General features: G+C 61.4%; 29 protein-coding genes. 17 read left to right on the top strand and 12 right to left on the bottom strand.

Annotated features, from left to right (window positions below; genetic code table 11):
• Positions 1-86: 86 nt before the first annotated feature.
• The gene (locus B2G88_RS15450; RefSeq protein ID WP_087715261.1) at positions 87-1511 is read left to right on the top strand and encodes a serpin family protein; all 1425 of its coding nucleotides are present in this window, start codon (positions 87-89) and stop codon (positions 1509-1511) included.
• A gap of 8 nt (positions 1512-1519) precedes the next feature.
• On the opposite strand, the gene B2G88_RS15445 is transcribed toward B2G88_RS15450, so the two are convergent.
• A complete protein-coding gene (locus B2G88_RS15445; RefSeq protein ID WP_054863633.1) occupies positions 1520-2407 on the bottom strand; it encodes a hypothetical protein in 888 nt (295 codons plus the stop codon).
• 66 nt (positions 2408-2473) lie between these two features.
• Between B2G88_RS15445 and B2G88_RS15440 the strand changes: the two genes are divergently transcribed.
• Positions 2474-3208, top strand: coding sequence for a lipoyl protein ligase domain-containing protein (locus B2G88_RS15440; protein ID WP_054863634.1), 735 nt, complete (start codon positions 2474-2476; stop codon positions 3206-3208).
• Positions 3209-3293: 85 nt separating this feature from the next.
• Complete coding sequence (locus B2G88_RS15435) at positions 3294-3938, top strand: DUF7529 family protein (RefSeq protein WP_054863635.1); 645 nt, start codon at positions 3294-3296, stop codon at positions 3936-3938.
• Between the two features lie 36 nt (positions 3939-3974).
• On the opposite strand, the gene B2G88_RS15430 is transcribed toward B2G88_RS15435, so the two are convergent.
• The gene (locus B2G88_RS15430) at positions 3975-4661 is read right to left on the bottom strand and encodes a DUF5806 family protein (protein ID WP_087715260.1); all 687 of its coding nucleotides are present in this window, start codon (positions 4659-4661) and stop codon (positions 3975-3977) included.
• 136 nt (positions 4662-4797) lie between these two features.
• Here B2G88_RS15430 and B2G88_RS15425 point away from each other — a divergent pair, with 136 nt between their 5' ends.
• The 3 genes from B2G88_RS15425 to B2G88_RS15415 all read left to right on the top strand — a co-directional run bounded on the left by B2G88_RS15425 (position 4798) and on the right by B2G88_RS15415 (position 6862).
• Positions 4798-5934 carry a thiolase family protein gene (locus B2G88_RS15425; RefSeq protein ID WP_087715259.1) on the top strand — a complete coding sequence of 379 codons (1137 nt, stop codon included), beginning with the start codon at positions 4798-4800 and terminating at the stop codon, positions 5932-5934.
• Positions 5935-6002: 68 nt separating this feature from the next.
• Positions 6003-6368, top strand: coding sequence for a PLD nuclease N-terminal domain-containing protein (locus tag B2G88_RS15420; RefSeq protein WP_087715258.1), 366 nt, complete (start codon positions 6003-6005; stop codon positions 6366-6368).
• Positions 6369-6457: 89 nt separating this feature from the next.
• The gene (locus B2G88_RS15415) at positions 6458-6862 is read left to right on the top strand and encodes a response regulator (protein WP_054863636.1); all 405 of its coding nucleotides are present in this window, start codon (positions 6458-6460) and stop codon (positions 6860-6862) included.
• Between the two features lie 44 nt (positions 6863-6906).
• Here the strand turns inward: B2G88_RS15415 and B2G88_RS15410 are convergent, their stop codons facing one another.
• A complete protein-coding gene (locus B2G88_RS15410; RefSeq protein WP_087715257.1) occupies positions 6907-8607 on the bottom strand; it encodes an aldehyde ferredoxin oxidoreductase family protein in 1701 nt (566 codons plus the stop codon).
• 141 nt (positions 8608-8748) lie between these two features.
• Between B2G88_RS15410 and B2G88_RS15405 the strand changes: the two genes are divergently transcribed.
• Positions 8749-9321, top strand: a complete 573-nt coding sequence (locus tag B2G88_RS15405; protein ID WP_054863637.1) for a DUF2391 family protein — start codon at positions 8749-8751, stop codon at positions 9319-9321.
• A 10-nt stretch (positions 9322-9331) separates the two neighbouring features.
• On the opposite strand, the gene B2G88_RS15400 is transcribed toward B2G88_RS15405, so the two are convergent.
• Positions 9332-9595, bottom strand: a complete 264-nt coding sequence (locus B2G88_RS15400; RefSeq protein WP_054863638.1) for a hypothetical protein — start codon at positions 9593-9595, stop codon at positions 9332-9334.
• 111 nt (positions 9596-9706) lie between these two features.
• Here B2G88_RS15400 and B2G88_RS19690 point away from each other — a divergent pair, with 111 nt between their 5' ends.
• Complete coding sequence (locus B2G88_RS19690) at positions 9707-9877, top strand: hypothetical protein (RefSeq protein WP_176393263.1); 171 nt, start codon at positions 9707-9709, stop codon at positions 9875-9877.
• Between the two features lie 8 nt (positions 9878-9885).
• Here the strand turns inward: B2G88_RS19690 and B2G88_RS15395 are convergent, their stop codons facing one another.
• Together B2G88_RS15395 and B2G88_RS15390 are read right to left on the bottom strand one after the other, a co-directional pair.
• Positions 9886-11925 carry an AMP-dependent synthetase/ligase gene (locus B2G88_RS15395; protein ID WP_087715256.1) on the bottom strand — a complete coding sequence of 680 codons (2040 nt, stop codon included), beginning with the start codon at positions 11923-11925 and terminating at the stop codon, positions 9886-9888.
• Between the two features lie 103 nt (positions 11926-12028).
• Positions 12029-12955 (bottom strand): MBL fold metallo-hydrolase, encoded by a 927-nt coding sequence (locus B2G88_RS15390; protein WP_087715255.1) that lies wholly within the window; start codon positions 12953-12955, stop codon positions 12029-12031.
• Between the two features lie 175 nt (positions 12956-13130).
• On the opposite strand from B2G88_RS15390, the gene B2G88_RS15385 reads away from it, so the two are divergent.
• On the top strand, positions 13131-14381 hold the full coding sequence (locus tag B2G88_RS15385; protein WP_087715254.1) for an ATP-binding protein: 1251 nt from the start codon (positions 13131-13133) through the stop codon (positions 14379-14381).
• Positions 14382-14392: 11 nt separating this feature from the next.
• On the opposite strand, the gene B2G88_RS15380 is transcribed toward B2G88_RS15385, so the two are convergent.
• Positions 14393-15295, bottom strand: coding sequence for a cation diffusion facilitator family transporter (locus B2G88_RS15380; protein WP_054863639.1), 903 nt, complete (start codon positions 15293-15295; stop codon positions 14393-14395).
• A 220-nt stretch (positions 15296-15515) separates the two neighbouring features.
• Between B2G88_RS15380 and B2G88_RS15375 the strand changes: the two genes are divergently transcribed.
• Positions 15516-15941, top strand: coding sequence for a fluoride efflux transporter FluC (locus B2G88_RS15375; RefSeq protein WP_054863640.1), 426 nt, complete (start codon positions 15516-15518; stop codon positions 15939-15941).
• Positions 15938-16339, top strand: a complete 402-nt coding sequence (locus tag B2G88_RS15370) for a fluoride efflux transporter FluC (protein WP_054863641.1) — start codon at positions 15938-15940, stop codon at positions 16337-16339. Before B2G88_RS15375 ends, B2G88_RS15370 begins: the two co-directional genes overlap by 4 nt.
• Here the strand turns inward: B2G88_RS15370 and B2G88_RS15365 are convergent, their stop codons facing one another.
• Genes B2G88_RS15365 through B2G88_RS19685 form a run of 3 tightly spaced genes read right to left on the bottom strand, consistent with a single transcriptional unit; the run spans position 16340 to position 17760 of the window.
• Positions 16340-16558 carry a universal stress protein gene (locus B2G88_RS15365; protein ID WP_087715253.1) on the bottom strand — a complete coding sequence of 73 codons (219 nt, stop codon included), beginning with the start codon at positions 16556-16558 and terminating at the stop codon, positions 16340-16342.
• A 10-nt stretch (positions 16559-16568) separates the two neighbouring features.
• Positions 16569-17609 carry a magnesium transporter gene (mgtE, locus tag B2G88_RS15360; RefSeq protein WP_087715252.1) on the bottom strand — a complete coding sequence of 347 codons (1041 nt, stop codon included), beginning with the start codon at positions 17607-17609 and terminating at the stop codon, positions 16569-16571.
• Positions 17596-17760, bottom strand: coding sequence for a hypothetical protein (locus B2G88_RS19685; protein ID WP_054863642.1), 165 nt, complete (start codon positions 17758-17760; stop codon positions 17596-17598). The genes mgtE and B2G88_RS19685 overlap by 14 nt, the downstream gene beginning before the upstream one ends.
• Before the next feature lie 189 nt (positions 17761-17949).
• On the opposite strand from B2G88_RS19685, the gene B2G88_RS15355 reads away from it, so the two are divergent.
• The 3 genes from B2G88_RS15355 (at position 17950) to B2G88_RS15345 (ending at position 19497) form a co-directional block, all read left to right on the top strand.
• A complete protein-coding gene (locus tag B2G88_RS15355; protein WP_054863643.1) occupies positions 17950-18519 on the top strand; it encodes a magnesium transporter in 570 nt (189 codons plus the stop codon).
• Complete coding sequence (locus B2G88_RS15350; protein ID WP_087715251.1) at positions 18519-19100, top strand: magnesium transporter; 582 nt, start codon at positions 18519-18521, stop codon at positions 19098-19100. Before B2G88_RS15355 ends, B2G88_RS15350 begins: the two co-directional genes overlap by 1 nt.
• 178 nt (positions 19101-19278) lie before the next feature.
• Positions 19279-19497, top strand: coding sequence for a hypothetical protein (locus tag B2G88_RS15345; protein ID WP_054863644.1), 219 nt, complete (start codon positions 19279-19281; stop codon positions 19495-19497).
• A gap of 32 nt (positions 19498-19529) precedes the next feature.
• Here the strand turns inward: B2G88_RS15345 and B2G88_RS15340 are convergent, their stop codons facing one another.
• Positions 19530-20738, bottom strand: a complete 1209-nt coding sequence (locus B2G88_RS15340; RefSeq protein ID WP_087715250.1) for a potassium channel family protein — start codon at positions 20736-20738, stop codon at positions 19530-19532.
• Between the two features lie 122 nt (positions 20739-20860).
• Between B2G88_RS15340 and serS the strand changes: the two genes are divergently transcribed.
• On the top strand, positions 20861-22240 hold the full coding sequence (gene serS / locus B2G88_RS15335) for a serine--tRNA ligase (protein WP_087715249.1): 1380 nt from the start codon (positions 20861-20863) through the stop codon (positions 22238-22240).
• Positions 22241-22657: 417 nt separating this feature from the next.
• Here the strand turns inward: serS and B2G88_RS15330 are convergent, their stop codons facing one another.
• A complete protein-coding gene (locus B2G88_RS15330; RefSeq protein WP_087715248.1) occupies positions 22658-24844 on the bottom strand; it encodes an elongation factor EF-2 in 2187 nt (728 codons plus the stop codon).
• Positions 24845-25069: 225 nt separating this feature from the next.
• Here B2G88_RS15330 and B2G88_RS15325 point away from each other — a divergent pair, with 225 nt between their 5' ends.
• Together B2G88_RS15325 and B2G88_RS15320 are read left to right on the top strand one after the other, a co-directional pair.
• Positions 25070-25825: a DUF5781 family protein gene (locus B2G88_RS15325; protein ID WP_087715247.1), complete on the top strand. Its 756-nt coding sequence runs from the start codon at positions 25070-25072 to the stop codon at positions 25823-25825.
• 150 nt (positions 25826-25975) lie between these two features.
• Complete coding sequence (locus B2G88_RS15320; protein ID WP_087715246.1) at positions 25976-26755, top strand: DUF7504 family protein; 780 nt, start codon at positions 25976-25978, stop codon at positions 26753-26755.
• Positions 26756-26819 lie beyond the last annotated feature (64 nt).

Below are 26819 nucleotides of genomic sequence, written 5' to 3'. Positions count from 1 at the left end.
TGACGACCGTTTTCCCGGCAGCGCACGGTCAAAGAACGATTTTACCCTACAGAAACGGTATATGACCACTTCACGGACTATCCGGTATGACTGCAGACCGACGAACCGTCCTCGCGCTGACCGGTGCCCTGCTGGCAGGGGCGGCCGGCTGTCTGAGCGACGACGGGTCGAGCGATGGGAATGGTAACGGCTCCCCCACTGACGACTCGGACCAACCTGACGACGGCGAGCCATCGTCCGCGTTCGACGGCGACGCCGACTTCGACTTTCCGCAGGTCGATCCCGTCACAGATCCGAATATCGACACCGCCGCACTCGCTACCCAAGTGCGGGGCAACATCGACTTCTCGCTGGCCCTCCTCGAGCACCTGCGTGAAGCCGACCCCGAGTCGAATCTCTTCGTCTCACCCTACAGCATCTCCGTCGCGCTGGCGATGACCTACGCCGGCGCGCGCGGTGAGACAGCCGACGAGATGGCCAACGCCCTTCGCTACGAACTCGAGGGTGAGGACCTCCACGCCGCCTTCGGCACGCTCGAGGCCGAATTCGAGCGGCGCAACGAAGATGGGGCGACAGTCGAGACGCCCGACTGGATGGCAGACGAGGCGAGCGAGGACGACCTCGGCTTCGAACTCTCGAGTGCGAACGCGGTCTGGCCCGACGAGGGACTGGCACTCAACGGCGACTTCCTCGAGTTGCTCGCGGCCTATTACGGGGCCGGCGAGCGACTGGTCGACTTCTCGGGCAGTCCAGACGACGCTCGCGAGGAGATCAACGCCTGGGTCGAAGCACAGACGAACGACCGAATCGAGGACCTCCTGCCAGAGGGATCGGTCGATGCCGCGACCAGACTCGTGCTCACGAACGCGATCTACTTCCTCGCGGCCTGGGAGCACGACTTCGACCCCGAAAACACCGAGCCAGCGACGTTCATCGGACTGGATGGCGAGGAGACCGAGATCGACATGATGCACCAGTCGACCGAGTTGCGCTACGCCGAAGTGGACGACCACCAGCTCGTCGAACTCCCCTACGCGAACGGCGAGACGAGTATGGTCGTCATCCTCCCCGCCGCAGGCGAGTTCGAGGCGTTCGAAGAATCGGTCTCGACCGACCACCTCGGCCAACTGCTCGAGGAGACGTCTCGTCCGCAGGTCGACCTCGCACTGCCGAAATTCGAGATAGAATCGAAGATGAGCCTCGTCGAGACGATGCAGGAACTGGGAATGGAACGCGCCTTCGGCAGTGGTGCGGACTTCAGCGGCATGCTCGAGGGCGACGGCGGCGGGCTGTTTATTGACGATATCGTCCACCAGAGCTTCGTTGCGGTCGACGAGGACGGCACCGAAGCCGCAGCGGCGACAGCCGTCATCATGACTGAGTCCGCGCCCGCAGATCACGTCGAGATGACCGTCGACCGGCCGTTCCTCTTTTACATTCGCGACCAACCCACGGAGACGCCGCTGTTCTGGGGTCGGGTCGTCGACGGCGAGACGCTCCAAGACGACTGATTCGTCGATTACTCTGCCGTCGGTCGAACACGAACGCGGACGTCCTCGCCACACTCGAGCGAGCGCTCGGGACAGATCAGTTTCGCCCCGAAATTGTCGTCTCGAGCGCAGAAAAACGAGAGTCCGGTGATCGGCTCGCCGTTGGCCGTCACGGTCACGTCGTCCCAGTCGATTGTGCGGCCGTCACCAGTGCCGAGACGGTCGCCGTTGAGCGAGACCGTGCTGGCGTCGGGACCGCCAAGGAGTCCGCCGCCGTCGTAGTGTGGCACGCCGCCGTCGAGAACGCCGCCCGCGTCGCTGGCAATTCCCACGAACGTGCCGTCGGGCTGCGAGTTCTCGGGCGCGTCGAGAACCGCGTACGTCTCACCAGTCTCGACGACTGTTCCCGTGCCGTCCCACTCGAGCGGGTAGAGATCGACCCCAACCTCGAGTGGGAGCGACCCCGACGCGCGGTAGGGGTTCTGGTCGGGGCCGCGGATGCCGACATGGAGGTGGTTGTCAACCCACGGGGCGAAGAAGCCGGCGCGGACGAGTCGTCCGAGCGAGTCGCCGCGGGAAACGGCGTCGCCGGCCTCAACGGTTGGGTCAACATGAAGAATTCGGATGGTTAGCTCCTCAAGCGAGTCGGCGACCGCGACGTCTGCAGGATCGGTCGGCTCGAGCAGAATCAGATGGTCGTGGTCGGGCGCGTAGGGTTTCGACGGCGCACGAACCGTTTTCGTCTCGCGGACGACCCCAGAGATGGGGCTCGGTGCGGTCGTCGTTCGGCCGTCACGCAGCGTGCCGGGATACAGATCGATTGCACAGCCCGCATCGTGGGCAGGGTACGGCGAGTTATACAGCGAGAAACGCGCGTACTGCGAGAGCACAGCCTGTGACAGCGTGATGGCATCCATCGGGTTCGATCCTCGCTTGCGGATGGGCAGCGGGAGCGTTTAGGCGCATCGACCCGAAGACAGCCCATGGTTCGGGTGGTCCGCGGATGCGCGCGAACAATCGACGCCGACCGGACGGCGAGCGAGCGCCTGCTCGAGATCGCCGCGGCCGGCGAACCCGCGATTCGCGTCTGGACCCCTCACCGACAGGTCGCATTCGGGAGACGAGATCGCCACAGTTCGGGCTACGAACGCGCTCGCAAGAGGGCACTCGAGGCGGGGTTTACACCCGTCGAGCGCAATGTCGGCGGCCGAGCAGTCGCCTACGACGGCGAGACGACGCTCGCGTTCGCCCGCGCCGAACCCGTCGCGGATTTTCGGCGCGGGACGGACGAGCGCTACGAGCGAGTAACGAGAGCCGTCGTGTCTGGGCTCTCGGAGGCGGGTATCGACCTCGAGCGTGGCGAACCCGACGGGTCGTTCTGTCCGGGCGCGCACTCGCTGTCGGCGCGGCCGAAAGCGACCGACGCCGCGGATTCGCAACAAAAGCTCGTCGGCATCGCCCAGCGCGTGCGCAACGACGCCGCGATCACCGCCGGCATCGTCCTCGTCGACTCGCGCCAGGTCCTCGCGACGGTGCTCGAGTCAGTGTACGCCGATCTCGAGGTTCCATTTCGACCGGCGACTGTCGGCACCATCGCCGACGCTAGCGGTGACGCTGAGGTTGACCACGACCATCTCAGAGAGACACTCGAGGCGGCGCTCATCGGAGACGAGAGTGAGACACACATCGTGTCAGTCGACTCGTTACGTGCGGATTAGCGCTAACGGAGCCACGGTGACGAGCAACTGTCGAGCGCTGCCGCCGGGCATACTGTTTTCGGGCTTGGTCTCATCAGAGAGGGGTATGACGCGCCGAACGGACTCGGAGTCGTCGATCACCGACGATGCGCCGATCACCGACCCACGCTGGACTGACCTCCTCGGAGACGCTCGCGCAATCGCCGACGAGTACCGCGAAACCGACTGGAACACCGTCGTCGTCGAACCGCTGAGTGTCTTTCCAAGCGAACGAAGCGAACGGTTCGGGCTGGCCGTCCAGGTCTCAGAGACCGAGTATGGCCTGCTCGAGACGCTCGTGGCCGACGAGACCGTCACCTTCGACGAAGCGGAGGTCTACTATCGCGCAACGGACGTCGAAGAGCCACGCGAAGACAGGCGATTTGCGCTCGTCGTCGAACGCGATACGACGAACCAGCAGGCGATCTGTCTGCCGCTGACGTACTCGCTGTCGGCCGCCCAATCAGTGTTCGAAACCGCACTCGAGGAGGAAGAACTCCTGGTTCACGTAAGCGCCCGTCCGTCGACTGCGGGCGACGATGGCGCAGCCGAAACAGAGACCGACAGCGCACCCGACGAGACACCCGAAACGGAGGCCGATGACGCGCCCGACGCCGAAGAGTGGGTCACATTTTCACACGGCAATCCATCGCTGTTTCTCGAGGAATCGGACGTTCGCGCCTGGAGAGGCGACAGCAAGGGCGAAGCGTAGCGAACGACCGCACACGTTGCAACCAACAGTCGCCGACTACTCGTCCCCGTCGGCTGTCTCGCCGTCGTCATCGACGCCGAGATCGTCCGCCTCACGTAACTCCTCGCTGGCTTCGCGCACCTCACGCATCACGCTCGAGATTCGCTCTTCGGCCTCGAGTTCTTCCTCAACGGAGAGGTCGACGCCTTCGACCTCCAGCAAGAATTTCGCAACTTCGGTCGATTCGTACATCACGTCATCGAGTTCCTCGGCGGTGAAGAAGTCACACATCGCGCCGTAGAGGAAGGTTGCACCGGCTTTTCGGACTTTGTCCTCGAACGACGAGCGGGCCTGATTGACCGCCTGCGGCGTGTAGGTGTCGGTCATGAAGGGCACGAGTTCGGGCAGATTCTCGCCGATTTTGGTCATCTCGACGCCGGTTTCGGTCCGGAAGTCCGAACAGAGTCGGGCGATGGCCCACTCGCGGGCGGTCACGTAGGTTCGGTCACGCAGGAAATCGTTGACGCGGTCGTACTGCGCGCCGTCCATCTTTTTGAAGCGCGCGTATTTCTGGACGTCTTCGGGGACGTCGGAGTCTTCGGGCTCAGGATCCGGCACGCCGGGCATCGCCCCGTCAGTCGCAGCGTCCTCGTCCGTCGTGTCATCGCCAGCGGTAGCAGCGTCGTCCGTCGGCGCTGGGTCGTCCTCGAGAGCGGGGTCCGCGTTCAGTCCATCCTCGTCCATGGCCGCCTATTCCAACACGCGCGAGATAAGGGTTGTTCTCGAGGGCGTCGTTCTCCTGTCGGACCCGATCCGTAAACTCCGCGTGCATCCGCTCGAGTTCTGCCGATTTTAAGTTCCTGAGGGGCGTTGATAGCGTATGACACAGACGCCAGTCGTCGTGAAAGCAGTGCGAACGCCACAGGGGAAAGAAGACGGCGCGTTTGCGGACGTCCGCAGCGAGGATCTGTCGGTGCCGCTGATTGACGAGATTCTCGCAGAAACAGGCCTCTCAGGCGAGGAAATCGACGATCTGATGTGGGGCTGTGCGCAGCAACGCAGCGAGCAGGGAAACAATGTCGCCCGCGTCATTGCGCTCCTTTCGGAACTCGGAGAGAACGTGCCCGCGACGACGATCAACCGCTGGTGTGCGTCCTCGATGCAGTCCATCATGTCCGCCGCAGACGCTATCGCGGCCGGCAACCGAGACGCCATCATCGCCGGCGGCGTCGAGAACATGAGTCGCGTCCAGATGGGCGATAACATGGGTAGCGTCCATCCAGGAATGGCCGACCTGTACAACGTCGGCGAACTCCAGATGGGCATGACCGCCGAGAAGGTCGCCGAAGAATACGACATCACGCGCGAGCAACAGGACGAGTACGCCGCACGGAGCCAACAGCGCGCCGTCGACGCCACCGAATCGGGCCGGTTCGACGACGAAATCGTCCCAATCGAAACTGAGGACGGTACCGTCTCCGAAGACGAGGGCCTGCGCCCCGGCACTACGGCCGAAAAGCTTGCTGACCTCCCCACAGTCTTCAAATCCGACGGCACCGTCACGCCCGGCAACGCCTCTCAAATTTCCGACGGTGCATCCGCGTTGCTCGTCACCAGCGAAGCCTTCGCCGACGAACACGACCTCGAGATTCTCGCCGAAGTCGGGATGAACAACGTCGCCGGCGTCGATCCGACTGTCATGGGCATTGGCCCGGTTCCGGCGACGCGCGGCCTGCTCGAGCGCAACGGCCGCGATATCGAGGAGTACGACCTCGTGGAACTTAACGAGGCCTTCGCGAGTCAGGCGATCTACTCGCGCGACGAACTCGGTGTCGATCCCGAGACGTTCAACGTCAACGGCGGCGCAATCGCAATCGGGCACCCGCTGGGAGCGTCGGGCGCACGCCTGCCTGTGACGCTGATTCACGAACTCACAAAGCGCGGCGGCGGCCTCGGACTGGCGACGCTGTGTGTCGGCTTTGGTCAAGGAGCGGCGATTGAGTTCAACGTCAACTGAACGGGCTGTTGGACGGGCGAAACCGCAAAGAGGCCGTCAGTTTAGTAGCCTCGAGCCATAGTACCTGTATGAGCAGGCTCCTGCTGGCGGCTATCATCGGGATTCCGCTCGCCTGGCATCTCGCGCTGACGGCGTTTACCTACTACGACGCCGGTCGAGTGGGCCTCGAGCCGCGAATGAAGTGGACGGCGATTACATTTCTTGTCCCGCTGTTTGGCTTTTTCATCTACCTGTTCGAGCGCAGCGAGTTGTTCTACGATCCGGACGAGGACCCGTATCGTGGCGACGAGGAAGACGAGAGCGGGACTGTCTTCGAGATTCACCCCTCACGGGCCGATGACACGCGACTGGCATCGCAAACCGACGAGGACGACAGGACTCGAGGCGAGACCGATGACGATGCTGACGAGGAATTGCATGACTGGGAAGAATAATTCATGGTAATACCAAACACTCAAGACGTGATGAGTTAGATTCTGGGGCGACAGAACCCTTAAACCCGTCAATCGCATCCGGAGTGATAATGGGGCTTCCAAAGCACGTAGCCGAAATACTTTTAGTAGAAGACAATCCGGGTGATGTTCGGCTCACAAAAGAACTCCTCAAGGAGGCCGAGATGGAGCCGACGCTACACGTCGTTACTGACGGCGCTGACGCACTTGACTTCGTACACCAGCGTGGCGAATACGCTGATGCACCGCGGCCAGATCTGATATTGCTCGATTTGCACCTTCGGCAGATGGACGGTGAGGAAGTGCTTGCCGCAATGAACGGGGACGTCAAAGACATTCCCGTCATCGTCCTCTCCGGCTCACAACAGGGGGCCGATCTCAAGTTGACCGATGTCGAAGCGAAAGTCGACGCCTGCATGGAAAAACCACTCGAGCCCGAGGCATTGACGGACGTCACGCACTCGATTGAAAAGTAAACACCACGTCGCGACACACCGTCGCTGACTGGAAGTCCCCTTGATTACTCGGCTGTTGCCGTCCCAGAACCGTCCTCGCCCTGCTCGAGTGCGACTTCGGGAACGGTGCCATCGCTGTTCCAGCCGCGTTCGTCGTAGTACGCATCGAGGCCATCCTCGAAGCCTGGAATCTGGTCCTCGTAGGGGAGCGTATCGTCGCTCCGGTCGAAGCCGCGCTGATTGTTGAAGTGACGCTCGAGCGAGACGATTTCGCCGCCGAGTGCGAGCAGGTCCTCGTAGTCGGCATCGAGCAGTGTCTCGAGGCGATCAGGGGTGACGAAATCCCGCGAGAACTTACACAACACGGCGCTGTCTTTGATCACATTGATGTTCTCGAGTTCGACGAGTTTGGGTGGTTTGCCCTCGAGACCCTCCTTCTGGAAGGCGTCGTCGGCGTCGACGAGTGGGTACTCGTAGGGGTAGAACTCGGCGTACATGTGGTCTGCGCCGCGATTGGACGTGGCGAAGGCGAGTCCCTGACCGTTGAGCGTGCGGCCGTCGTGGGCGGAAAACTCCATGCCCTTGACTGACCAGTTTTCGACGCCAAGGTCGTCGTGGAAGCGGGCGACGCCCTCCGCGAGCTGGTCACCGATCCCCTCGCGGTAGGCGATTTTCTCGACCAGTTCATGAATCAGATCGGCGTTGCCGAACTCGTCTTCACTCGCGAGATACGCCGCAACGGAGTCGCCTGCCGAAATGGTATCGAGACCGAGTTCGTCACAGAGTTTGTTCGAGTGCATCACGTCGACGATGTCGTCGACGCCCGAGTTCGGGCCAAAGGCCATCAGCGTCTCGTACTCAGGGCCTTCGGTCTCGAGGCCGGAGTCCTCGTCTCGAGTTGGCAGTTTGCACGCAAAGGCACAGGCCGAGCAGGTCCCTTTCTGATACTTTTTCTCCTCGACGCGGTCGCCGCTGACGCCGTCGATCCCCTCGAAGGAGAGTTCCGAGAAGTAGTGTGTGGGCAGCGCCTCGACCTGATTCGCGTACTCGGCGACCGAGGTCGTCCCCTGGTCCCGCATAATGTGGTCGGACTGGGCAGCCTCGCCGTGGACCTCCATCTGTAGCGACGGAATCTCGACGTCGTGGGTCGAGTCCCCGTCGAACGTGATCGCCTTGACGTTCTTCGACCCCAGAACCGCGCCGAGGCCACCCCGGCCAAACGCCCGTTCGCGCGAGGTCATCATCGAGGCGTAGCGAACCCGGTTTTCGCCTGCGGGGCCGACGACGACCGTGTGCTCTGCCCCGAGGTCGTGTTCGTCGTCGATGTAGTCACAGGTCTCTGAGACGGTGGCTTCCTCGAGGTCCGGGACAGGTTCGAACTCGACGCCGGTGTCGGTGACGTGGACGATCACCAACTCGTCGCTCGCGCCGGTGATCTCGACAGCACTGTAGCCGGTTCCGGTGAAATTCCTCGAGAGGAAGCCACCCGCGTTCGAAGAGAGCAGGCCATCCGTCTGCGGCGAGACGCCAGTTGCGGACATCCGCCCGGTAAAACTCATTCTTGAATGCTGGAGCGGCCCCGTCGCGAAGTAGAGTCGGTTCTCGGGACCGAGCGGGTCGACGTCGAACGGAATTCGGTCGTGTGCGAGACGCGTACCCAGTGCGCGGCCACCGAGTGAGGACTCGAGGATGTCGTCGATAGCGTCCGTCTCCGTCGTTCGATCACCGACGTCAATCGTACACAGCGGTCCGCGGACGTGTTTCATGGTCGATAGTGTGAGACGGAGAGCGCTAAAACTACCGGTTACACCACTCACGTCGATGACTCACCGGTCTGGTTCCGACGCCACATTCTTCGGACCGAACGAAAAAACCGGCTTTAAGCCAGTCTGCCAGCCACGGGACGTATGACGAAATCGGGCGACTCGTCCGAGGAGCGAGCAACAATCGATGATCTGTACGAGCAACTCGAGACCTTAGAAGAGACGGTCGACGACGCAGACGAGCAGCGAGAGGTTCGTCGAACAAAGCGCCTCGCCGCCCGCCTCTCGAGTAACGGCACTGTCAGCCGAGTGATCACCGAGTTTACGGGCAAAGATAAAGCGGAGGCGTTCGTCGGCAGCGTCGTCATCGGGATGCCGCTACTCGTCGAAGATGGCGTTCTCGAGATCGGCGAGTTTCTCGCGGCGACGCCAGCGTACTTCGGTGTGAACATCGCGCTCGCGGTCGCGCTGGTCGTCGGCATCCTCTACGTCGCGGACTTTCGCGATGTGCGGGTGACCGACCCTTACTTCGGCGTGGTTCCGCGCCGCCCCGTCTGGGTGCTCGCCATCGCCTTCGTGACCGCCGCAGGGATGATGACGCTATGGGGGCGCGTCACGTGGGCCGATCCCTGGGTTGATCTCTGTCAGGTGTCGGTGATCTTCACCGCGATGGCAATCGGTGGCTCGCTTGGGGATATTCTGCCCGGCGAACACTGACCTCGAGCGGTCACTCGAGGACGGGCCGCTCGTCGTCAGGGACGTGATACTCGTCGTCGAGGACGACCTCGAGGCGGTCGTCATCGATCAGGCGGTCGATCTGATCGTGGGTGAAGCGACCGTCGCAGTCGGGGCCGATGAACGTCACGAATCGGTCGGTTCGCTCGACGACGGTCGCGAGCGAGTCGCCGGTTCGGTAGTGGTATCGGACGGTCGTGCCAGGAAAGATGGCGGCTTCGGTCGTCCGGGCGTACGAAAAACGGTGGCGGACCATGCCCGAGCACTCGCTGATGGTGGTATAACTTTTGTGGAGACACCGACTCGCCTCGAGACCCAAACTATGTGAACCCAACAGTCAACCGTGTCGCAGCCAAAGCTATGGGTGATGACAGACCCAGACCGACTCACTCCGGCCGACGATGACGACCCAGTCGAATCGCTCGTCGAAGACACTGTCGGCGCTGACGACCTCGTCGAGGGAATCATCGAAGGCCCACTCGAGATTTCGGAGACGCTGACGCCGGGAGATGACGAGTCGGACGACGAAACGCGGTAGCGCAGTCCTTAGCGGTCCTCGTCGTAGATGTGGTCGATCCGGTCCGCAAAGCGGTCCATGATGACGCGGCGCTTTTTCTTCATCGTCGGTGTGAGCATCTCGTTCTCCTCGGTGAACTCCTGGGGAACGAGTTCGAAGCGTTTGATTTGCTCGTAGTCTTCGAACTCCTCGTTCGCGCGGTCGACGTCCTCGCGGATGTACTCGCGGACGCGGTCGTCATCACACATCGCCTGTGGATCGTCAGGCAGGTCGATGTCGTTTGTGTCGGCCCACGAGCGAATGTGATCCGTGTTCGGCACGAGCAACGCACCGACGAACTTCTCGTTGTCGCCGACGACCATCGCCTGCTCGATAATCTCGCTCGCCGCGAACTGATCCTCGATTAGCGCGGGCGCGACGTTCTTACCCGTCGAGAGCACGAGGATCTGTTTCGTCCGATCACGGAACTCGAGGTAGCCGTCGGGACGTTTGTGGACGATGTCACCGGTTCGGAACCACTGGCCGGCAGTGGCGCCGTCAGCACCCATGGGTTCGGTTGGCTCGTCAGCGTCGGAATCGGCAGCGGCGTCTGAGCCGCCGCCTGGGACCTCATCGGTGAACGCCCGTTCCGTCGCCCCGGGTTTGTTCCAGTAGCCGCGAGTGACGTTCGGCCCCTTCACGAGAAGTTCGCCGACCTCGCCGGGGTCGTCCTCGAACGCCGACTGGTCGGCGGCAGTTTCGTCGATTGCGACATCGACGTCGACAACTGGCGGTCCGATTGTCCCGATTTTCGGCGCTTCGGGTGGGTTGACGGTAATCACAGGAGCGGTTTCAGTCAGCCCGTAACCCTCGTAGATCGGCAGCCCCATCGCGTGATAGAGCGCACAGAGTTCGGCCGAGAGGCTGCCGCCGCCGCTGATCAGGAGTTCGATCTCGCCGCCAAGCGCCTCCCGAACGGTCGAGAAGACGAGTTTGTCCGCGAGCGCGCGCTTGGCGTTCAGAATTGGACCCGGGTTGTCGGCCTGGTGGTGTTTCACGCCGACATCGGTTGCCCACTCGAAGATCCGCTGTTTGGCTCCCGACTCGCTTGCCTGCTCGCGAATCCGGTCGTAAATCTTCTCGTAGACGCGTGGCACACTCGTCGATGTCGACGGCTGGACGAGGCTGAAATCCTCCTGTAGGGTATCCGGGCTCTCGGCGTAGGCGACACAGGCACCCGACGAAAACATCACGAAGTGTCCCGCCGTTCGCTCGAAAACGTGTGCCAGCGGCAGGTACGAAACCGCAAGCGAGTTCTCGTCGAGGACCGGCACGTCGTCGCTTCTCTCCGGTCGCGGCCCGAATCGCTTGCGGATCTGGTTGACGTTCGCCCGGAAGTTACGGTGGGTGAGCTGGACGCCCTTTGGCTTGCCCGTCGTCCCGCTCGTGTAGATCAGACTCGCCAGATCGTCCATCGCCGGTGCGTCGACCCACGCCTGGTACGTCTCGAGGTCGAACGTCTCCTCGCCACGTTCATAGACGTCAGCAAGCGTCAACACGTCCTCGCGCTCCGTGACCTCGCCCTCGAGTCGATCCATCGAGACGATGAACTCGAGGTCAAGATTGTCTTCGATCTCGAGGACGTGCTCAAGTCGCTGCTGGTCTTCGACGATGACGGCCGAGGCGTTCGGGTCGTCGAGCAGGTATTCGATCTTCGACGGCGAGGAGTCGGCATAGACGGTCGTCACGACGGCGCCGGCACTGAGCAGTGCGAAGTCACACTGGGCCCACTCCATTCGGGTGTTGGCAAAGAGGCCAACCCGGTCGCCGCGTTCGATGCCGAGGTCGCGAAAGCCGGCCGCAAGCATGCGGACGATATCGCGCATCTCGGCGTACGAGAGCGGGCGAAACTCACCCGGCGCTGCGGCGGGGATGACCGACTCGGTCAGTGACCGATCCACGACGCCGCCTTTGTACTGCTGGGCCGGACGGTTGGCATTTCGCTCTGCGGCATCCTCGAACAGGCGTCCGAGGGTCGTCTCGCCGATTACTTCGTCCTCGTACTCGCGTTCGGCGTCCAACCAGTTCATACGGTATGTGACGACCTCCCGTACGATAAAACATGATGAAACTACAGTCATCGCCGGCCATGTTTATTCGGGAGTGTCCAGCAACGTCTCTCCCGGCGTTGTCTCACTCCCCGAGCGCGTCGAGAACGCCTCGAGCGTTCATTACTGCTTCGGCGCGAGCCTTCCGCGCTCCCCACACGTCAACCAGTTCGGCGTCAACTGACTCGGCGAACTGGGAGACAACGGCCTCGTCGTCCTCGAGTGCTGCGTGTGTGTCCTCGACTGCCTCGACCCACGCTGTGAGGGTGTCCGCGTACGTCTCGAGAGCGTCCTCGAGATCGTCGCTCACGTCTCGCGGGCCGAAATGCGTGTAGAGCAAGACGTCGGGGTCGATTTCCGCAATCGTCTCGAGGTCAGCGAGACAGCCCTCGAGATCGAAGTCCGAGGGCGGGGAGGTTTCGACGATTCGCTCGCGGTCGGGCACCCAGATGCCGGCGGCGTCGCCGGTAAAGACCGCGTTGTTTTCGGGGTTCTCGAGGACGACCTGATGAAACGCGTGCCCGGGAGCGCCGTGGACGCACAGGCTGTGGTCACCAAGGTCGATTGTATCGCCGTTTTCGATCTCGACGATCCGGTCCTCATCAATTGGCTCGGGTTCGACGTAGAACTCCCACTGATCGCCGACAGCGGCTTTCGTTCCGGCGACGAGGCGACCGGGGTCGGCCAGCAGACTCGCACCCGCTGCGGGCACGTACACCGACGCGTTGGGACAGGCCTCCGCGAGGAAGCCAGCCCCGCCCGCGTGATCCAGGTGGATATGTGTCACCGCGATTGTGGCGACCTCCTCGCGGTCGATCTCGAGGTCGGCAAGCGCCTCGAGAAGGAACTCGTGGTTCGTGCCGATACCGGTCTCGACAATCGCTGGCTGGTCGGCATCGAGAATGTATGCCGCGCCGTAGCCGGGCGTCTCGTACATGCCAGTGTCGACGTAGTACAGGTCCGAACAGTCGCCAGTGGTGACGTTGCGGACGGATCCGACCTCTGTGTCCATACAGCTACCGTGTCGGCAAGCCGGATAAAAACACCTCTTAGACAGTAATATCTGCAATAGAAGGCGCGAAAAGGAGTTTCTCGGCATACTTGGACCGGAACCACTGACGTATGAAGATTTTTAGCCCCCCAGGGTAGTTGTAGATTAGAACAGTCCCCGTGTGATCAATGTTCGCATGAATCGTAAGATACGCCATCGGCTTCGGTCACAGGCCCGTTCACCCCGATTAGTTATCGGCTTTAGCCTGCTCTCGGGGCTGGCACTGCTTGGCTGGTGGTACCGCTTTCTCTCACCTGCTGACGTCCCCGCCCTCCTGTTGACGCTTGGAACCGTCGGCATGCCGACGCTTGGACTGGCCTGGGGTGGCTACCGCCTTGAGCAAAGTGATATCGACACTGATCGCTACGCTCGCCCGATTGCGTGGTGTCTCGGCGGCGCAGTCGGACTGCTTGCTGTGACGCTGCCGACGATGCTCATTTTCCCCTGGCACGACCCAGTTGTCGCCCTCGCATGGACACACTTTGCCGTCACCGCAGGTGCAGTTGGGGGCTTTGCCGTTGGCTACGTCGAAGCCCGCGCCGTCCAGCGCGAAGTCGAAGCGACGGCCGCAGCGGTGCGTGCCGACCAACTCGACGAAGAACGGCAGGTGCTTGCGTACCTAAACGACCTGCTGCGACACGAGGTCTTAAACAGCGCCCAAATCATCGGCGGCCACGCCTCCCTGTTGCTCGAGGAGCCACCGACTACCCGGCGACAGGCCCGCCTCGAGACGATCAATCGCGAAACCGAGTCACTGCAGGCGGTGATCGACGACGTTCGCGTGATGCTCGAGGCGAACGCCAGATCGGACCAGTCAACAGTTGTCGACCTCTCGACGCTGCTCACAGAGACCGTGTCAGCGATGCAAACCAACTACAACGCTGAGATCAACGCCACCATTCCTGCCTCGATCACTGTCGACGGCAACGACGGGCTCAAGCGAATTTTCACAAACGTCCTCGAGAACGCAATCGAACACAACGACAACGAGTGCCCCCACGTCGATCTCAGCGTCGAGACGACACCGGAAACTGTCACTGTCACCATCGCCGACGACGGCCCCGGAATTCCCGAAAGCGAACGCGAGACGCTGTTCGACCGCAAATCGAGCAACCACGGCCTCGGTCTCTATCTCGTCCGCATTCTGGTACACAGATACGGCGGCACAGTCGACCTCGTCGAGACGAGCCCTGAGGGGAGCGTCTTCGCGATTACACTGCCTCGAGCGTCGACACAGCGTTGCCGGAGCAGTGCGGATGACGAGGCGACCCGAACGGACGACTATGCAAGCGATTCTGATAGAAAACCCGGAGCGTCCGGTGAGTCTGCATCAGCGACCACATCGACAGCACCACCCCTCGAACAGCGCACGCTCGAGCAGACGTAGACGTGAAACCGTCAGTCGTCCCGTTGGTCTTTCCACTCGCCGATACCCGACGGGTCGAGATGGACGTGTGCATCACCGACGTCCTCGATGTCCCGTAACTGATCGACGAGGTCGGATTCGATATCGTGGGCCTGCCGAAACGGCATATCGCCGTCGACTTCGACGTGGACCTCGACCTCGAGGACGGTGCCATCATAGAAGACCGTGAGATCGTGGACGCCCTCGACAGCGGGATCGCGACGGAGCGTCTCGGTGATTTCGTGTCGTTTCTCCGACTCGGGTGCAGCCCCGATGAGATAGTCGACGTTCTCGCGGCCAATCGAAATCCCTTGATAGATGACGAGGATACTGACGAGACCGCCAGCGATTGGATCTAACATCGGGATGCCAAAGAGGACGCCAAGGACGCCGACGACGGCGGCAAACGAGGTGAATATATCGTTCAAACAGTCCGTTGCCAGCGCATCGAGTGCGGTCGACCCGAGGTCAGCGTTGATGTACTCGGTGTAGCGATAGACGAGGTACATATCGGCGATTGCGAACGCGAGCGCGCCGAGTAACAACGGGCTGAACGTGACATCGATCCCGTAGGCGAGTCCGTGAGCGGATTCATAGAGGAGGTTCAACCCGAGAACAGCGATGACGCTGCCGACGAACAGCGCAGTAAGGGGTTCGATCCGGTCGTGCCCGTGCGGGTGGGTGTCGTCCGGTTCGTCGAAGGAACTGCGCCCCCAGACGAGGACGACGACGCTTGCAACCAGATCCGCAATCGAGTGCGCCGCGTCCGCGAGCAGGGCCATGCTGCCGAATGCCAATCCAACCGCTCCCTCGACGATGATTTTGACCGCGTTTCCGAGGACATTCGCCCACGAGGCGCGAACAAACCCGCGTCTGCCGGTCGCCGAGTCGGCCATATCTGGTTTAGATGGAGTCTAAACTTGGGTCTTTCCCTCCGACTGTCGTGTGTGTCTCGGTCTCGTGGCCCGCCACGACACTATCGGCTTTCGAAATTCTCATATGGTCGCTCTGAGAAGTCTCGAGTACGTATTCGGGCGATGGGGCCCGCCTGACCCAACTGCCGCTCTCGGCGACCGACACCCCTCGAGCGTGGCTGACGGTCCCTGCCTTCAACCCATGGCAGCACCCCCATCCCACCCACTCGTCCGACTCGAGACGCTCGCATTGATCGCTATCGGCGGCTTCGTCGGGGCGAATCTGCGCTTTCTCGCACTCGGCGCGCTCTCGGATATTCAGGCCGTCTTGCTCGTGAACGTGCTCGGAAGCTTCGCGCTCGGCCTCTTTGCGTACGAAGCCGAGTACGTCGACATCCTCTCGCGGAAGTCGCGACTCGTCTTTACGACCGGCTTTCTCTCCTCGCTGACGACCTACAGCACGTTTGCGGTCCAGACCGCAGTCGACGCTGGCCCCGCCGAACCGCTGTTGCTCGTCGCCATTGTCGCCAGCAACTACGGACTTGGCTTCGCTGGCGTCCTCGCAAGTCGGGCACTCGTTCGATGGCTCACCACGGGGTCACAGCCGACAGGCGGTGAGACTGCATGAGTGGTGCCCTCGAGTCGGTCGCAACTCTCTCCATCGGTCTCGAACTCGAGTCGGCTCATCTCGTCGGCTTCGGCGGCGCGATTGGAGCAGTCTTGCGCCATCTGGTGTACCTGCAGTTCTCGAGCGAGCGGTTCCCGTGGCCGACGCTCGCGGTGAACGTGATCGGCAGTTTCGTCTTCGCGCTCGCGATCTTCGCAGGCGCTGGTGAGTCGACGATCCAGTTGGTTGGAATCGGTGCCTGTGGCGCGTTTACGACGTTCTCGTCGTTTTCCGTCGAAACGGTACAACTCTGGGAGCGCGGTGATCGGCGGCTCGCTGTTGTGAACGCGGGCGGGAATTTGGGGCTCTCGCTCGGAGGGATTGCCCTCGCGTGGGGACTGCTCGCGCTTGTCGGCTGATTACGCCTCGGGTCTGACCATTGTGACTGGAACGGCTGAGCGCCGGACGACAGTTTCGGCGGCACTACCGAGCAGGAATCGCGCGAGTCCTTCGCAGCCGTGGCTGCCGAACACCATCTGTGAACAGTCGTGGTCGTCTGCGTACGAAACAATCGTCCGTGCTGGATCAACCACCTCGAGTGCCCTCTCGAGCGTGAAAAAAGGCCAGTGCGTTCGCAGCGCCCTGTTGCTACAGTAACTCGCCCAGCAACACGGATGCGAGTCCGAAGTAGATCAACAGCGCCGTCACGTCTTTGACGGTCGTTATCAGCGGGTCAGACGCCGCGGCAGGGTCGAAGCCGAGCTTATTCATCACCCACGGGATGACGTAGCCGACGACCGACGCGACGACACAGACGGCGACGAGGCCGACGAAGACGACGATTGCGAGTTCGGTCGCGAACGGCTCGTTCAGCTGCCAGACGTAGGCTGCACTGGCACCAATCGAGCCGATGATGAGGCCGATCAGCAAGCCGATGAGTCCTTCCCGTGCGAAGTACTTCATCGCGTTTCGGTCGTCGATCTGGCCAAGCGCCAGTCCGCGGACGAAAATCGTCGACGCCTGGGTTCCGACGTTACCGCCCATGTCCATGATCACTGGCACGAAAAAAGCGAGCGCAACGACGCCCTCGAGCGTTTCCTCGTGGAAGTCGATGACCCCACCGGCGAGTAACCCGCCGGCGAGTGCGACGATCAGCCACGGGAGTCTGAGTCTGAGAATCCGCGGAATCGAGGACTCGAGGATCGCCGAACTTCGGGATTCTTCGACGTCGGCGAACGAGAAGCCGGCGCTTTTCAGGATGTCTTCGGTGGCCTCTTCCTCGACAACGTCGAGCATGTCGTCGGTTCGAAGCACACCGACGAGGTAGCCGTCGTCGTCGACGACCGGCAGCGCCGGGAACTCCCGCTCGGCCATTTCGTCGGCCGCCAGTTCGGGGTCGGCGTCCGCGTTGATCGTGACGAGATCGGTTATCATGTGCTCCTCGACGACGTCGTCCTCCGGCGCGTTGAGCAACTCCCGAAGCGACATGACGCCGACGAGGCGATCAGCGTTGTCGGTGACGTACAGGTAGTAAACAGTCGTTTCATCGTCGAGCGGTTCGAACCGACGGAACTCGTCGATTGCCATCTCGACGAACGTATCTTGCGTGACCGCAACGTACTCGTCGTCAGTCACCTCGCCAACACGATCCGCGTGAAACTCGAGGTCGGGGTCGCTAGCAGCCCCCATACACCTCACCTCGAATGTGTGAGCGGATCACGCCGGCAAATTCGCCCTCGAGAAGATCGAGCACTACTTCCTCGAGCGTCGGCAGTCGCTCGCGTGCGTCATTGCTGGTCGTATCGATGCGAAGTGAACTGCTGTGGTTGGAATACAGCATACACGAGCCGATGTTTAGTCCTGTCTAAAAATACTTCTCCTTTGGGACTAACAACGAATTCAATTACCATGGTATGGTCGAACGTGCGAGATAGTGTCGTGGGGAGTGCCAACGAAACCGAAAGACGACGCCGCCGATATCGATGGACGCGACCCATACGTTTAACAGGCGACTGAGTGATTCACTGATATGAGCGTTCGGGGCGACGTGTGGTCGATCTATCGCGAAGCACTCCCGGTGTTGGTGATCGCACTCGGGGGCGGATTGTTCGCTGGACTCGTCCTCGAGAGCATTCTCGAGAGCGTCGAACGATTTCCCGGGTTACTCGTGATGGTGCCCGTCTTTCTCGCAACGCGGGGTAACGTCTACGGCGCACTCGGCGGTCGGATCTCGAGTGGGCTTCACCAGGGACTGATCGAGCCGACGTTCGAACGGGACGAACGGCTTATCAACGCGGTGCTGGCGTCGTTTATAAACGGAATTGGAATCTCGATTGTCATCGGCGTGCTCACCTGGCTTGCACTGCTCGTCATCGGCTGGGAGGTCGCTGCACTGTACGAACTCGTCGGTATCATGCTGATCGCGGGCGTTCTCACGTCAGTGATCCTCATCTTCGGCCTGCTCACGCTGATCTTCGCCGGCTACAAGCACGGCTACGATCCCGACAATCTCGTCGGCCCCATTGTGACGACGCTGGGTGACATCTTCGGCATGCTGTTCATGCTGTTCTCGATTGGCCTCGTGGAGGTGCTCGTCTAATGGTCGTTCCACAGGGCTCGCTCGGGACGTGGGAGTGGAAATCAATCGTCGGCAATATGTTCCCACTGTTGATCGTCCTCTCGATCATCGTCCTCTGGGCCGGCATCACGCTCGAGGAGGCCGAAGAGATGTTAGGGGAGTTCGCGATTCTTGCGGTGATGGTGCCGACGATGGTCGATATGGGCGGGAATCTGGGCGCGATTTTGAGCTCCCGACTCTCGACTCGATTCCACCTGGGGACGACAAAACTCGATCCGACGGATCGGGTGCTGTGGGCAAACGTCATCGCAATCTTGGCGTTAGCAGCGACGATCTTTACCGCACTTGGGATCGGCGCGTACGCACTCGGCGTACTCATCTTCGATACGCCGATTGCCCTCTCTACGCTGCTGTTCATCTCGCTGGTCAGTGGCATGTCCGTCGCCGTGATCGCCATCGTCTTCAGTTTCGCCGCGACCTACGGCTCCTACCGGCTGGGGATCGATCCCGACGACACAACGATTCCAATCGTCACCAACGTTGTCGACGTCTTTGGCATGGTCATCTTCATCGGCGTCTCGGCAGCCGTCCTCAACTTCTAACGCAGAGGGATTCAGGACTTCTCGAGGCCACATTCTGGAGCGTCAGCGCCACGTCTGTCGAGCGTCTGACTGAGTTTCAAGTGTCACGACGTGGCCGTCGTGATATGGCACGCACCCGGCTTTCGAACACGTCCACCAGCTCCCACCACCAGCCACTGCAGGCACAGCAAGGACAGCGATGACTGGCACACTGACTATCGCCATCTCGATGGCACAGGCACTGATTCAGCTTCGTCACACCATCCGCGTTGGCGCTCGAGAACACCTCCCCTCAGGATCACGGCTTCGATGGCGTTTGCGGACGCTCGTGCCGCTTTCGCTTGCGCTCATCATCGTTGCCCTCGCGACAGTTGGCTACCTCGAACTCGTTGGGACGGTACTCGCCTCACTCGAGTGAGCGTCAGAACACGCACCGAATCGAACCGTCTCTCAGGGCTGTGAGAGATCGTCGAACGCGCCTGCAGCCGTTCGCGTTCCTTTTGCAATGAGGACATCCCCGCTTCGGATTTCGGCGTCGGCATCGCCAACTAACAACCAGCCCTCTTCGGGACGGCGAATTGCGATCACCGACATCGTCGTCTCCGTATCCGGAACGCCGCCGACAATCGCAGCGCCATCGAGATCGCTGCCCGATTCGATTGCAACGCGCGTAATGATTTCGTCGCTCTCTTCGACGGCCATCTGGACGACCGGATGGACGTCGATTTCGCGCAGGACACCCTCGCTAATGTCGATTGCCGCGTCGCTGATGACCTCCGTGGCACTGCCCAGGTGAATTAGCCCGCGAAGCACAACCGGGTCAGGCGCGTCAGCCGCCGCACGCAGCGTCCACGCCTCGAAGCGCGACTCCAGCGCGTCGACTTCGACCTCGAGATTGCGAACCTCCTCGGCCAGCGGTTCGCTGTCGAACAACACGGCGCTGTAGGCGAGGTCGACCGCCAACTCCGAGAGGTTCTTCATGTGGACAATCGTGTCGACCGCGCGCTCGAGATCCTCGATATCCGGCGCCTCGACGGATGGCGCTTCGTAGGGGTCACCAGTCAGCGTCTCGTAGACCTCACTAATCGAGACGTCCGGCCCGCGCAGCAGTGCCACGTCGTCCGCACGAATTGCCGTCTCCGGGCCGGGATTGAGCAACCACTCGTCTCCGCGCCGAAGCGCGATGACACGTACGCCAGTTTCTGACTCGAGGTCGATCTCTGCAAGCGGTCGGTCGACGTACTCGGAGTCGCCGACGACAACCCCGCGAACGAGCGTTTCGACGGCCTCCGGCAGCGCTGCACGCATCGCCTCCGGCAAGCCGATATCCTCGAGAACGACCTTCGCAATGTCGCCTGCGGCGTCGCTGATGTCATCAGCCGCCGTGACGATCCCAAGGACGGGCGCGAGTTGCTCGGCGTCGTCCGGGCTGCGAACGGCCATCATCAAGCCCATCCGCGCGCGCATCTCGAGTTCGTCCATCCGCCCCTCGAGGCGAAGCACCTCGCGGGCGATCTCCTCGCTCGAGTGCAAGACGGCAGAGTACGACAGGTCGATCAACAGCTCTGCGGTGTCTTTCATCTCGACGAGCACGTCTTTGACGTTGACGGGCTCGTACCTGATCGGTGCCGACGGTGCTTCGCCCTCGAGCGGGTCCATACGAACCCCACTTCCCCCGACACGAAAAAACATTTCCCGTGTCCCGGCTCTCATCGCGCGCTGGTCTCACTCGCGGTCACCTTCCGATACGGTTTTGGACGGCCGTACTGAAGCCTCGAGCAATGCTTGATCGGACCTACGTACGCGAGAATGCCGACGAGGTACGCGACGCACTGGACAACCGGGGTGCCGACGTCGACCTTGACGAACTTCTCGAGATTGACGAACGCTGGCGTGAGTTGAAAGCCCGCGGCGATGAACTGCGCCACGAGCGCAACGAGATCACCAAGAAAATCGGCACACTCGTTTCTGAGGGCAAACGGGAGGAAAAAGACGAAGCAATCGAGCAATCACAGGAGCTCAAAGACCAGATCGAGGAGGTCGAAGACGAAGCGGCCGACCTGCAGGACGAACTCCAAGAGCGCATGCTCGAGGTTCCACAGATCCCTCACGAGAGCGTCCCACTCGGTGTCGACGAGCGCCACAACGAGGAAGATCGACGCTGGGGCTTCGACGACCTGCGTGACGTGCCCGAGGACGTGACGCCCCACTACGAACTCGGCGAGGAAATGGACATCATCGACGAGGAACGCGCCGCCAAGACGACCGGCTCCGGCTTTTACTTCCTCAAAGGCGACGGCGCGCGACTCGAGCACGCCTTAGTCCAGTTCATGATGGACATTCATCGCGAGCAAGACTACGTCGACGTCTTCCCGCCCGTTCCGGTCAAGAGCGCCTCAATGCGTGGCACCGGCCAGTTCCCCAAGTTCGTCGACGATGCCTACCGACTCGGCGGCAGCAACGACGAGGAGTACGACGACGAAGACCTCTGGCTCTGCCCGACTGCAGAGGTTCCCGTCACCAACATGTACGCCGATGACATTCTCCTCACTGACGACCTCCCACTCAAACATCAGGCCTACACGCCAAACTTCCGGCGCGAGGCCGGCGAGCACGGCACCGAAACCCGTGGCATCGTCCGCGTCCACCAGTTCAACAAGGTCGAACTCGTCAACTTCGTCGAACCCGACGAGAGCTACGACCGCCTCGAGGGCCTCCTCGAGGAAGCCGAAGTCGTCCTCCAGGAACTCGGACTTCCTTACCGCATTCTCGAACTCTGTACCGGCGATCTCACCTTTGCGAGCGCGAAGACTTACGATATCGAGGTCTGGGCACCCGGCGACGACATGGACGACGGCCCAGAACAGGGCGGCCGCTGGCTCGAGGTTTCCTCGGCGTCGAACTTCGAGGACTTCCAGGCTCGTCGTGCCGGCCTGCGCTACCGACCCGAGCGCCACGAATCCGCTGAGTATCTGCACACCCTGAACGCCTCAGGGCTTGCAATTCCACGCGTGATGGTTGCTATTCTCGAGTACTACCAGAACGAGGACGGCACCGTCGCGATTCCCGAAGCCCTGCAACCGTACATGGGCGATCAGGAAGTCATCGAAGGCCACGAGAAGGTCGGCGAAGCAGCACTCGGTGCCGGCGAGCGCGAGTAGTCACCGCAGTTTTCGTATCGTATCTATTCTCGAGAACGAGTCGCGTTGCACGTACAGAGTGCGTCAAAGACGACGAGAGCAGTACTCGAGATAGACACTCTCGAGTAGATGAGTATTCGATAAGACAGAGGGTTCTAAGTCGAAGACATAGCTCACTGAGTGAGAGTCGGCTTTCCTTCGAATAGCATTATGTGTCACACTGGAATCAATCAACATGCAGGCCACGCGCCGGGGCTTGCAATACACGTGAACGTATCGTCGATGGCTGGCGTGATTCACCAGCCATTTTCGGCGCAGTGACGACGCGTCGAACTGACACTCACTTCTTACGCACAGGCGTGTCTCTGTTTCGTATATCGCTGGCGCTGTCAAGTGTTTCGAAAGAAAAAACGCGATACCGCTCGAGACGGCGACTGCTTAGATATACTGGATGCGCTCTGGGAGTTCGAGCTTCATGCCCTTGCGCTCGCGGATCTCCATGATCTTCTCGCGCTGGAGCGAGTCGGACATGACCTCGAAGCCGGCGTTCTCCGTATTCCAGGAGGCACGACCCTCGGTCGCAGAGCGGATGTCGCTTGCGAAGCCAATCAGTTCGTCGACGGGTGCGATACCCTCGACAACCATGAGGTCACCCTCCTGGTACATGTCGTCGACGCGGCCACGACGACCCTGGATCTCGCCGGAGGCGGCACCCATGTGGTCGTTTGGCACGTCGATACGGACGTCCTGCATCGGCTCGAGCATCTTGATGCGACCCTCGATCAGGGAGTTGTGAAGTGCCTCACGCGTGGCGGGGATGACCTGTGCCGGGCCACGGTGGATGGTGTCCTCGTGGAGTCGGGCATCGTGCAGGCGGATAAGCGTCCCCTGGACTGGCTCATTTGCGAGCGGGCCGTTGTCCAGTGCATCCTCGAACCCTTCGATGACGAGTTCCATCGTCTCGTTCAGGTGCTGGATACCCTTCGTGTCGTCGATGAGGATGTTGGTCCCGTGGATGTGCTCGACGTTCTGGGACGTATCCTTCTCCATCCCAGCATCCTGCAGGGCTTCACGGCGTTCCTGCTCTGGCATGTCCATCGAGGCTTCGCCGAGCTGGATGGTCTCGACGAGGTCTTTCGTCATCGGCTGGATAGAGATGTAGAAGCGGTTGTGGCGGTTCGGGGAGATACCCTCGACCTCTGGACTTGCTTCCTGGGGCTGCTCGCGGTAGACAACGATTGGCTCACCAGTGTTGACTGGAATCCCCTGGTTCTTCTCGATACGCTGCGTGATGACCTCGAGGTGAAGCTCACCCTGACCCGAAATGAGGTGCTCGCCAGTGTCCTCGTTAATCGTAATCTGGATCGTTGGGTCTTCCTTGGAGACCTGGCGCAGCGTCTCGATGAGCTTTGGCAGGTCGTCCATGTTCTGTGCCTCGACGGACTTCGTAATGACTGGCTCCGAGATGTGCTCGATGGACTCGAACGGCGTCATCTCGACGGAGGAGACAGTCGAGCCGGCGATGGCATCGCGCAGGCCGGTGACGGCCGCGATGTTCCCTGCGGGAACCTCTTCAACTTCCTCGCGCTCGCCACCCATGTAGATCCCGACGGACTGGACGCGGTTCTTGCCCGCGGTCCCGGAGACGTACAGCTCCTGACCCTTCTCGAGGGACCCCGAGAAGACACGACCGGAGGCGATTTCACCGGCGTGTGGGTCCATCCCGATGTCGGTGACCATGAAGACGACCTCGCCGTCTTCGTCGACGAGACGCATCGTGTCTGCGAGTTCGGAGTCAGCGTCACCACGCCAGACACGTGGGATACGACGTGGCTGTGCGTCGACTGGGTTCGGGAAGTGCTCACAGACCATGTCGAGGACGACATCCGACAGCGGCGTCTTCTCGTGAAGTTCCTGGCGCTTATCGGAGCGCTCGAGTTCCATGATCTCAGCGAAGTCCATCCCGGTTCGCTGCATCGATGGCATGGAGACACCCCACTTGTAGAGTGCAGAACCGAAGCCGACGGTACCGCCTTCGACGGAGACGGTCCAATCTTCGACGTCGTCCATATCCTCGGTCATGCCGCGGATGAGTTCGTTGACGTCGTTGATGACCGAGACGAGACGCTGTTGCATCTCCTCTGGTCCTTCCTGGAGTTCCGAAATCAGGCGGTCGACCTTGTTAATGAACAGGGTCGGCTTGACGCCCTCGCGGAGTGCCTGGCGCAGGACCGTTTCGGTCTGTGGCATGGCACCCTCGACAGCGTCGACGACGACGAGCGCACCGTCGACTGCACGCATCGCACGCGTCACGTCGCCACCGAAGTCGACGTGGCCCGGCGTATCGATCAGGTTGATCAGGTGGTTGGTGTCTTCGTACTCGTGGGTCATCGAAACGTTTGCCGCGTCGATGGTAATCCCACGTTCCTGCTCGTCTTCTTCCGTGTCCATCGCGAGCTGTTCGCCGGCAGTCTCATCCGAGATCATGCCCGCACCCGCGAGGAGGTTGTCAGAAAGCGTTGTTTTTCCGTGGTCAACGTGAGCGGCGATGGCGATGTTCCGGATGTTCTCCGGTTCGTCCATCAACCGTTCACACTCTTGGACGATCTTCTTGCGTCGGCCCATATATACCCTGTTACCGGTAGCGGGGTCAAAAGGGTAGTGTTTCGTCGCCGCCGAAAATGACACAGAATCCGGTTCGAACGCTGGAATATCCAGTTTGCGTGAGACAACACCACGCACAGAACGAGCAGCGCTGTCTCCGAACCCACCAACCCACCTACCCACCCCTCGCTGCAAGTGCAACCCGGCGTAAAAGACATACAGCCCCAACCCCTGGTATAGCTACCCATGGATATACGCGTACAGGGGCCCGGCCCAACAACTCCATTTCTCGGCGCTCGGGACCTCTTCGAAACAGAACACGATCTCTCGCTGCCTGTCTACGTCCATCTCCGCGACAACCCCGATGAACGAACCTGGGCCGCCCACTACGACGACCACCACGTCCTGAACATCTCCCACCAGGCCGCCTCGAGTGCGATGGCCCGCGAGCTCGCCCTCCACGAGTTCTCACACATGGCTCGCCACGAACAGAACCACCCCTCCCACACCCAGTCGATTGAGGAAGTCCTCTACCTCGCACTCGCAGGCAAGTCCGTCGAGCGGCGCAAACTCTCACACTGCTACCAGATCGCCAACCACATGAAAGACATCTACGCCGACGACATCACGCTCGCCGTCGGCCCCGGCGAAAAACTGCTCTCCTATCTCGAGTCCAGTCTCGCAGCCGCCATCGCGGACCGACCAGACCCAGCCTCCCGCCCGGGCCTCGAGCGACTCTCTGCAAGCGCGGATCCAGATATTACGGCAGTGAACGCCGCGTTCGCGCTCGCACTCGCCGAGCGCCACGACCTCGTTGAGACTGATCACCGACTGTATGACCTCGCACACACGGCCACACTCGACGCCCCGGAGGTCGATTTCGAGGGGTTCAAACACCGATTCCGGGAACTCGCGCGCGAACCCGACTCGAGTAGCTACCGACAGGTGCTCGTCGATGCAACACGGTCGTACGTCGGCAACGGTGGCGTCGCCGCCGACTAGTCCACAGCGCGTCTCAAGACAGGAGACACAAACGGGGGTTCGTGAGAACGCTCGAGCGTGATCGGCGCTGTCTGGGAACCAGTATCAGGCGCTGACAAGAGACCCGAACGTTTAATGTTTATTACGCCATCTTTTCTGATCATACAACTGATGTTCTCGGGTCCAGTCAGCGGCGATACGTCGACCGACGGGGGGTTCACGACGAAACTGCGTCAGCTAAAACACGACGGCGCGAGCGTCCTCGTCGTCGGCTCGCTTCAACCAGACCACCGTCGAGACATCTGTCGCCGACTGTTCGGAGACGAATCCAGTGTTGACACTCTGCGACGGCGCATCGCCGTCTCGACAACCGGTCAGGCGGTCTGGCCCACACCCGGAGCAGACTCAACGCCCGCAACGTTCCGACACATCACGTACGACGCCCCCGCACGCGGCACCACCGCCCACCAGTCACCACCGACCGCAGACGAGACCGACCCGGACACGCCATCCACACCCCCCCACCCCGAGACAGCCACCGCGCCGACAGCAACGACCAACTCTTCGACCGTTGCCCCAGCACGCGTTACCGTTGACTCCCTCGCAGACGTCGGCATCGCTATCTCGAGTGCAATTGAATTCTTCGACACTGACGCCGACGGCCTCGAACCCGCCGAACTGCGCGTCGGCATCGACTCACTGTTGCCACTCCTCGAGGCGTCCGACAGAGAAACCGTGTTCACCTTTCTGCATCTGATCACCGGCCGAACGACAGCCGCCGACGGCATGTTTCACTGCCATTTGCCGGTCGAACACGATGCGACCATCGTCTCGGTGCTTTCGTCGCTATTCGATGTCGTCCTCGAAGTACAAGATCGGGCGGACGGCTACGAAGAGCGCTGGTCACTTACGGACGAGGGGCGAAAGTCCGGCTGGATCTCACGCTCCTGACTCAGCGACAACACAGTCATACTGGTCGCGTTCTGATTCAGCGTAACTGACGCCATCTCGTCGA

It is taken from the genome of Natronolimnobius baerhuensis (assembly GCF_002177135.1).
Classification (GTDB): Archaea; Halobacteriota; Halobacteria; order Halobacteriales; family Natrialbaceae; genus Natronolimnobius; species Natronolimnobius baerhuensis.
This window is presented reverse-complemented; position numbering and strand designations above follow the sequence as displayed.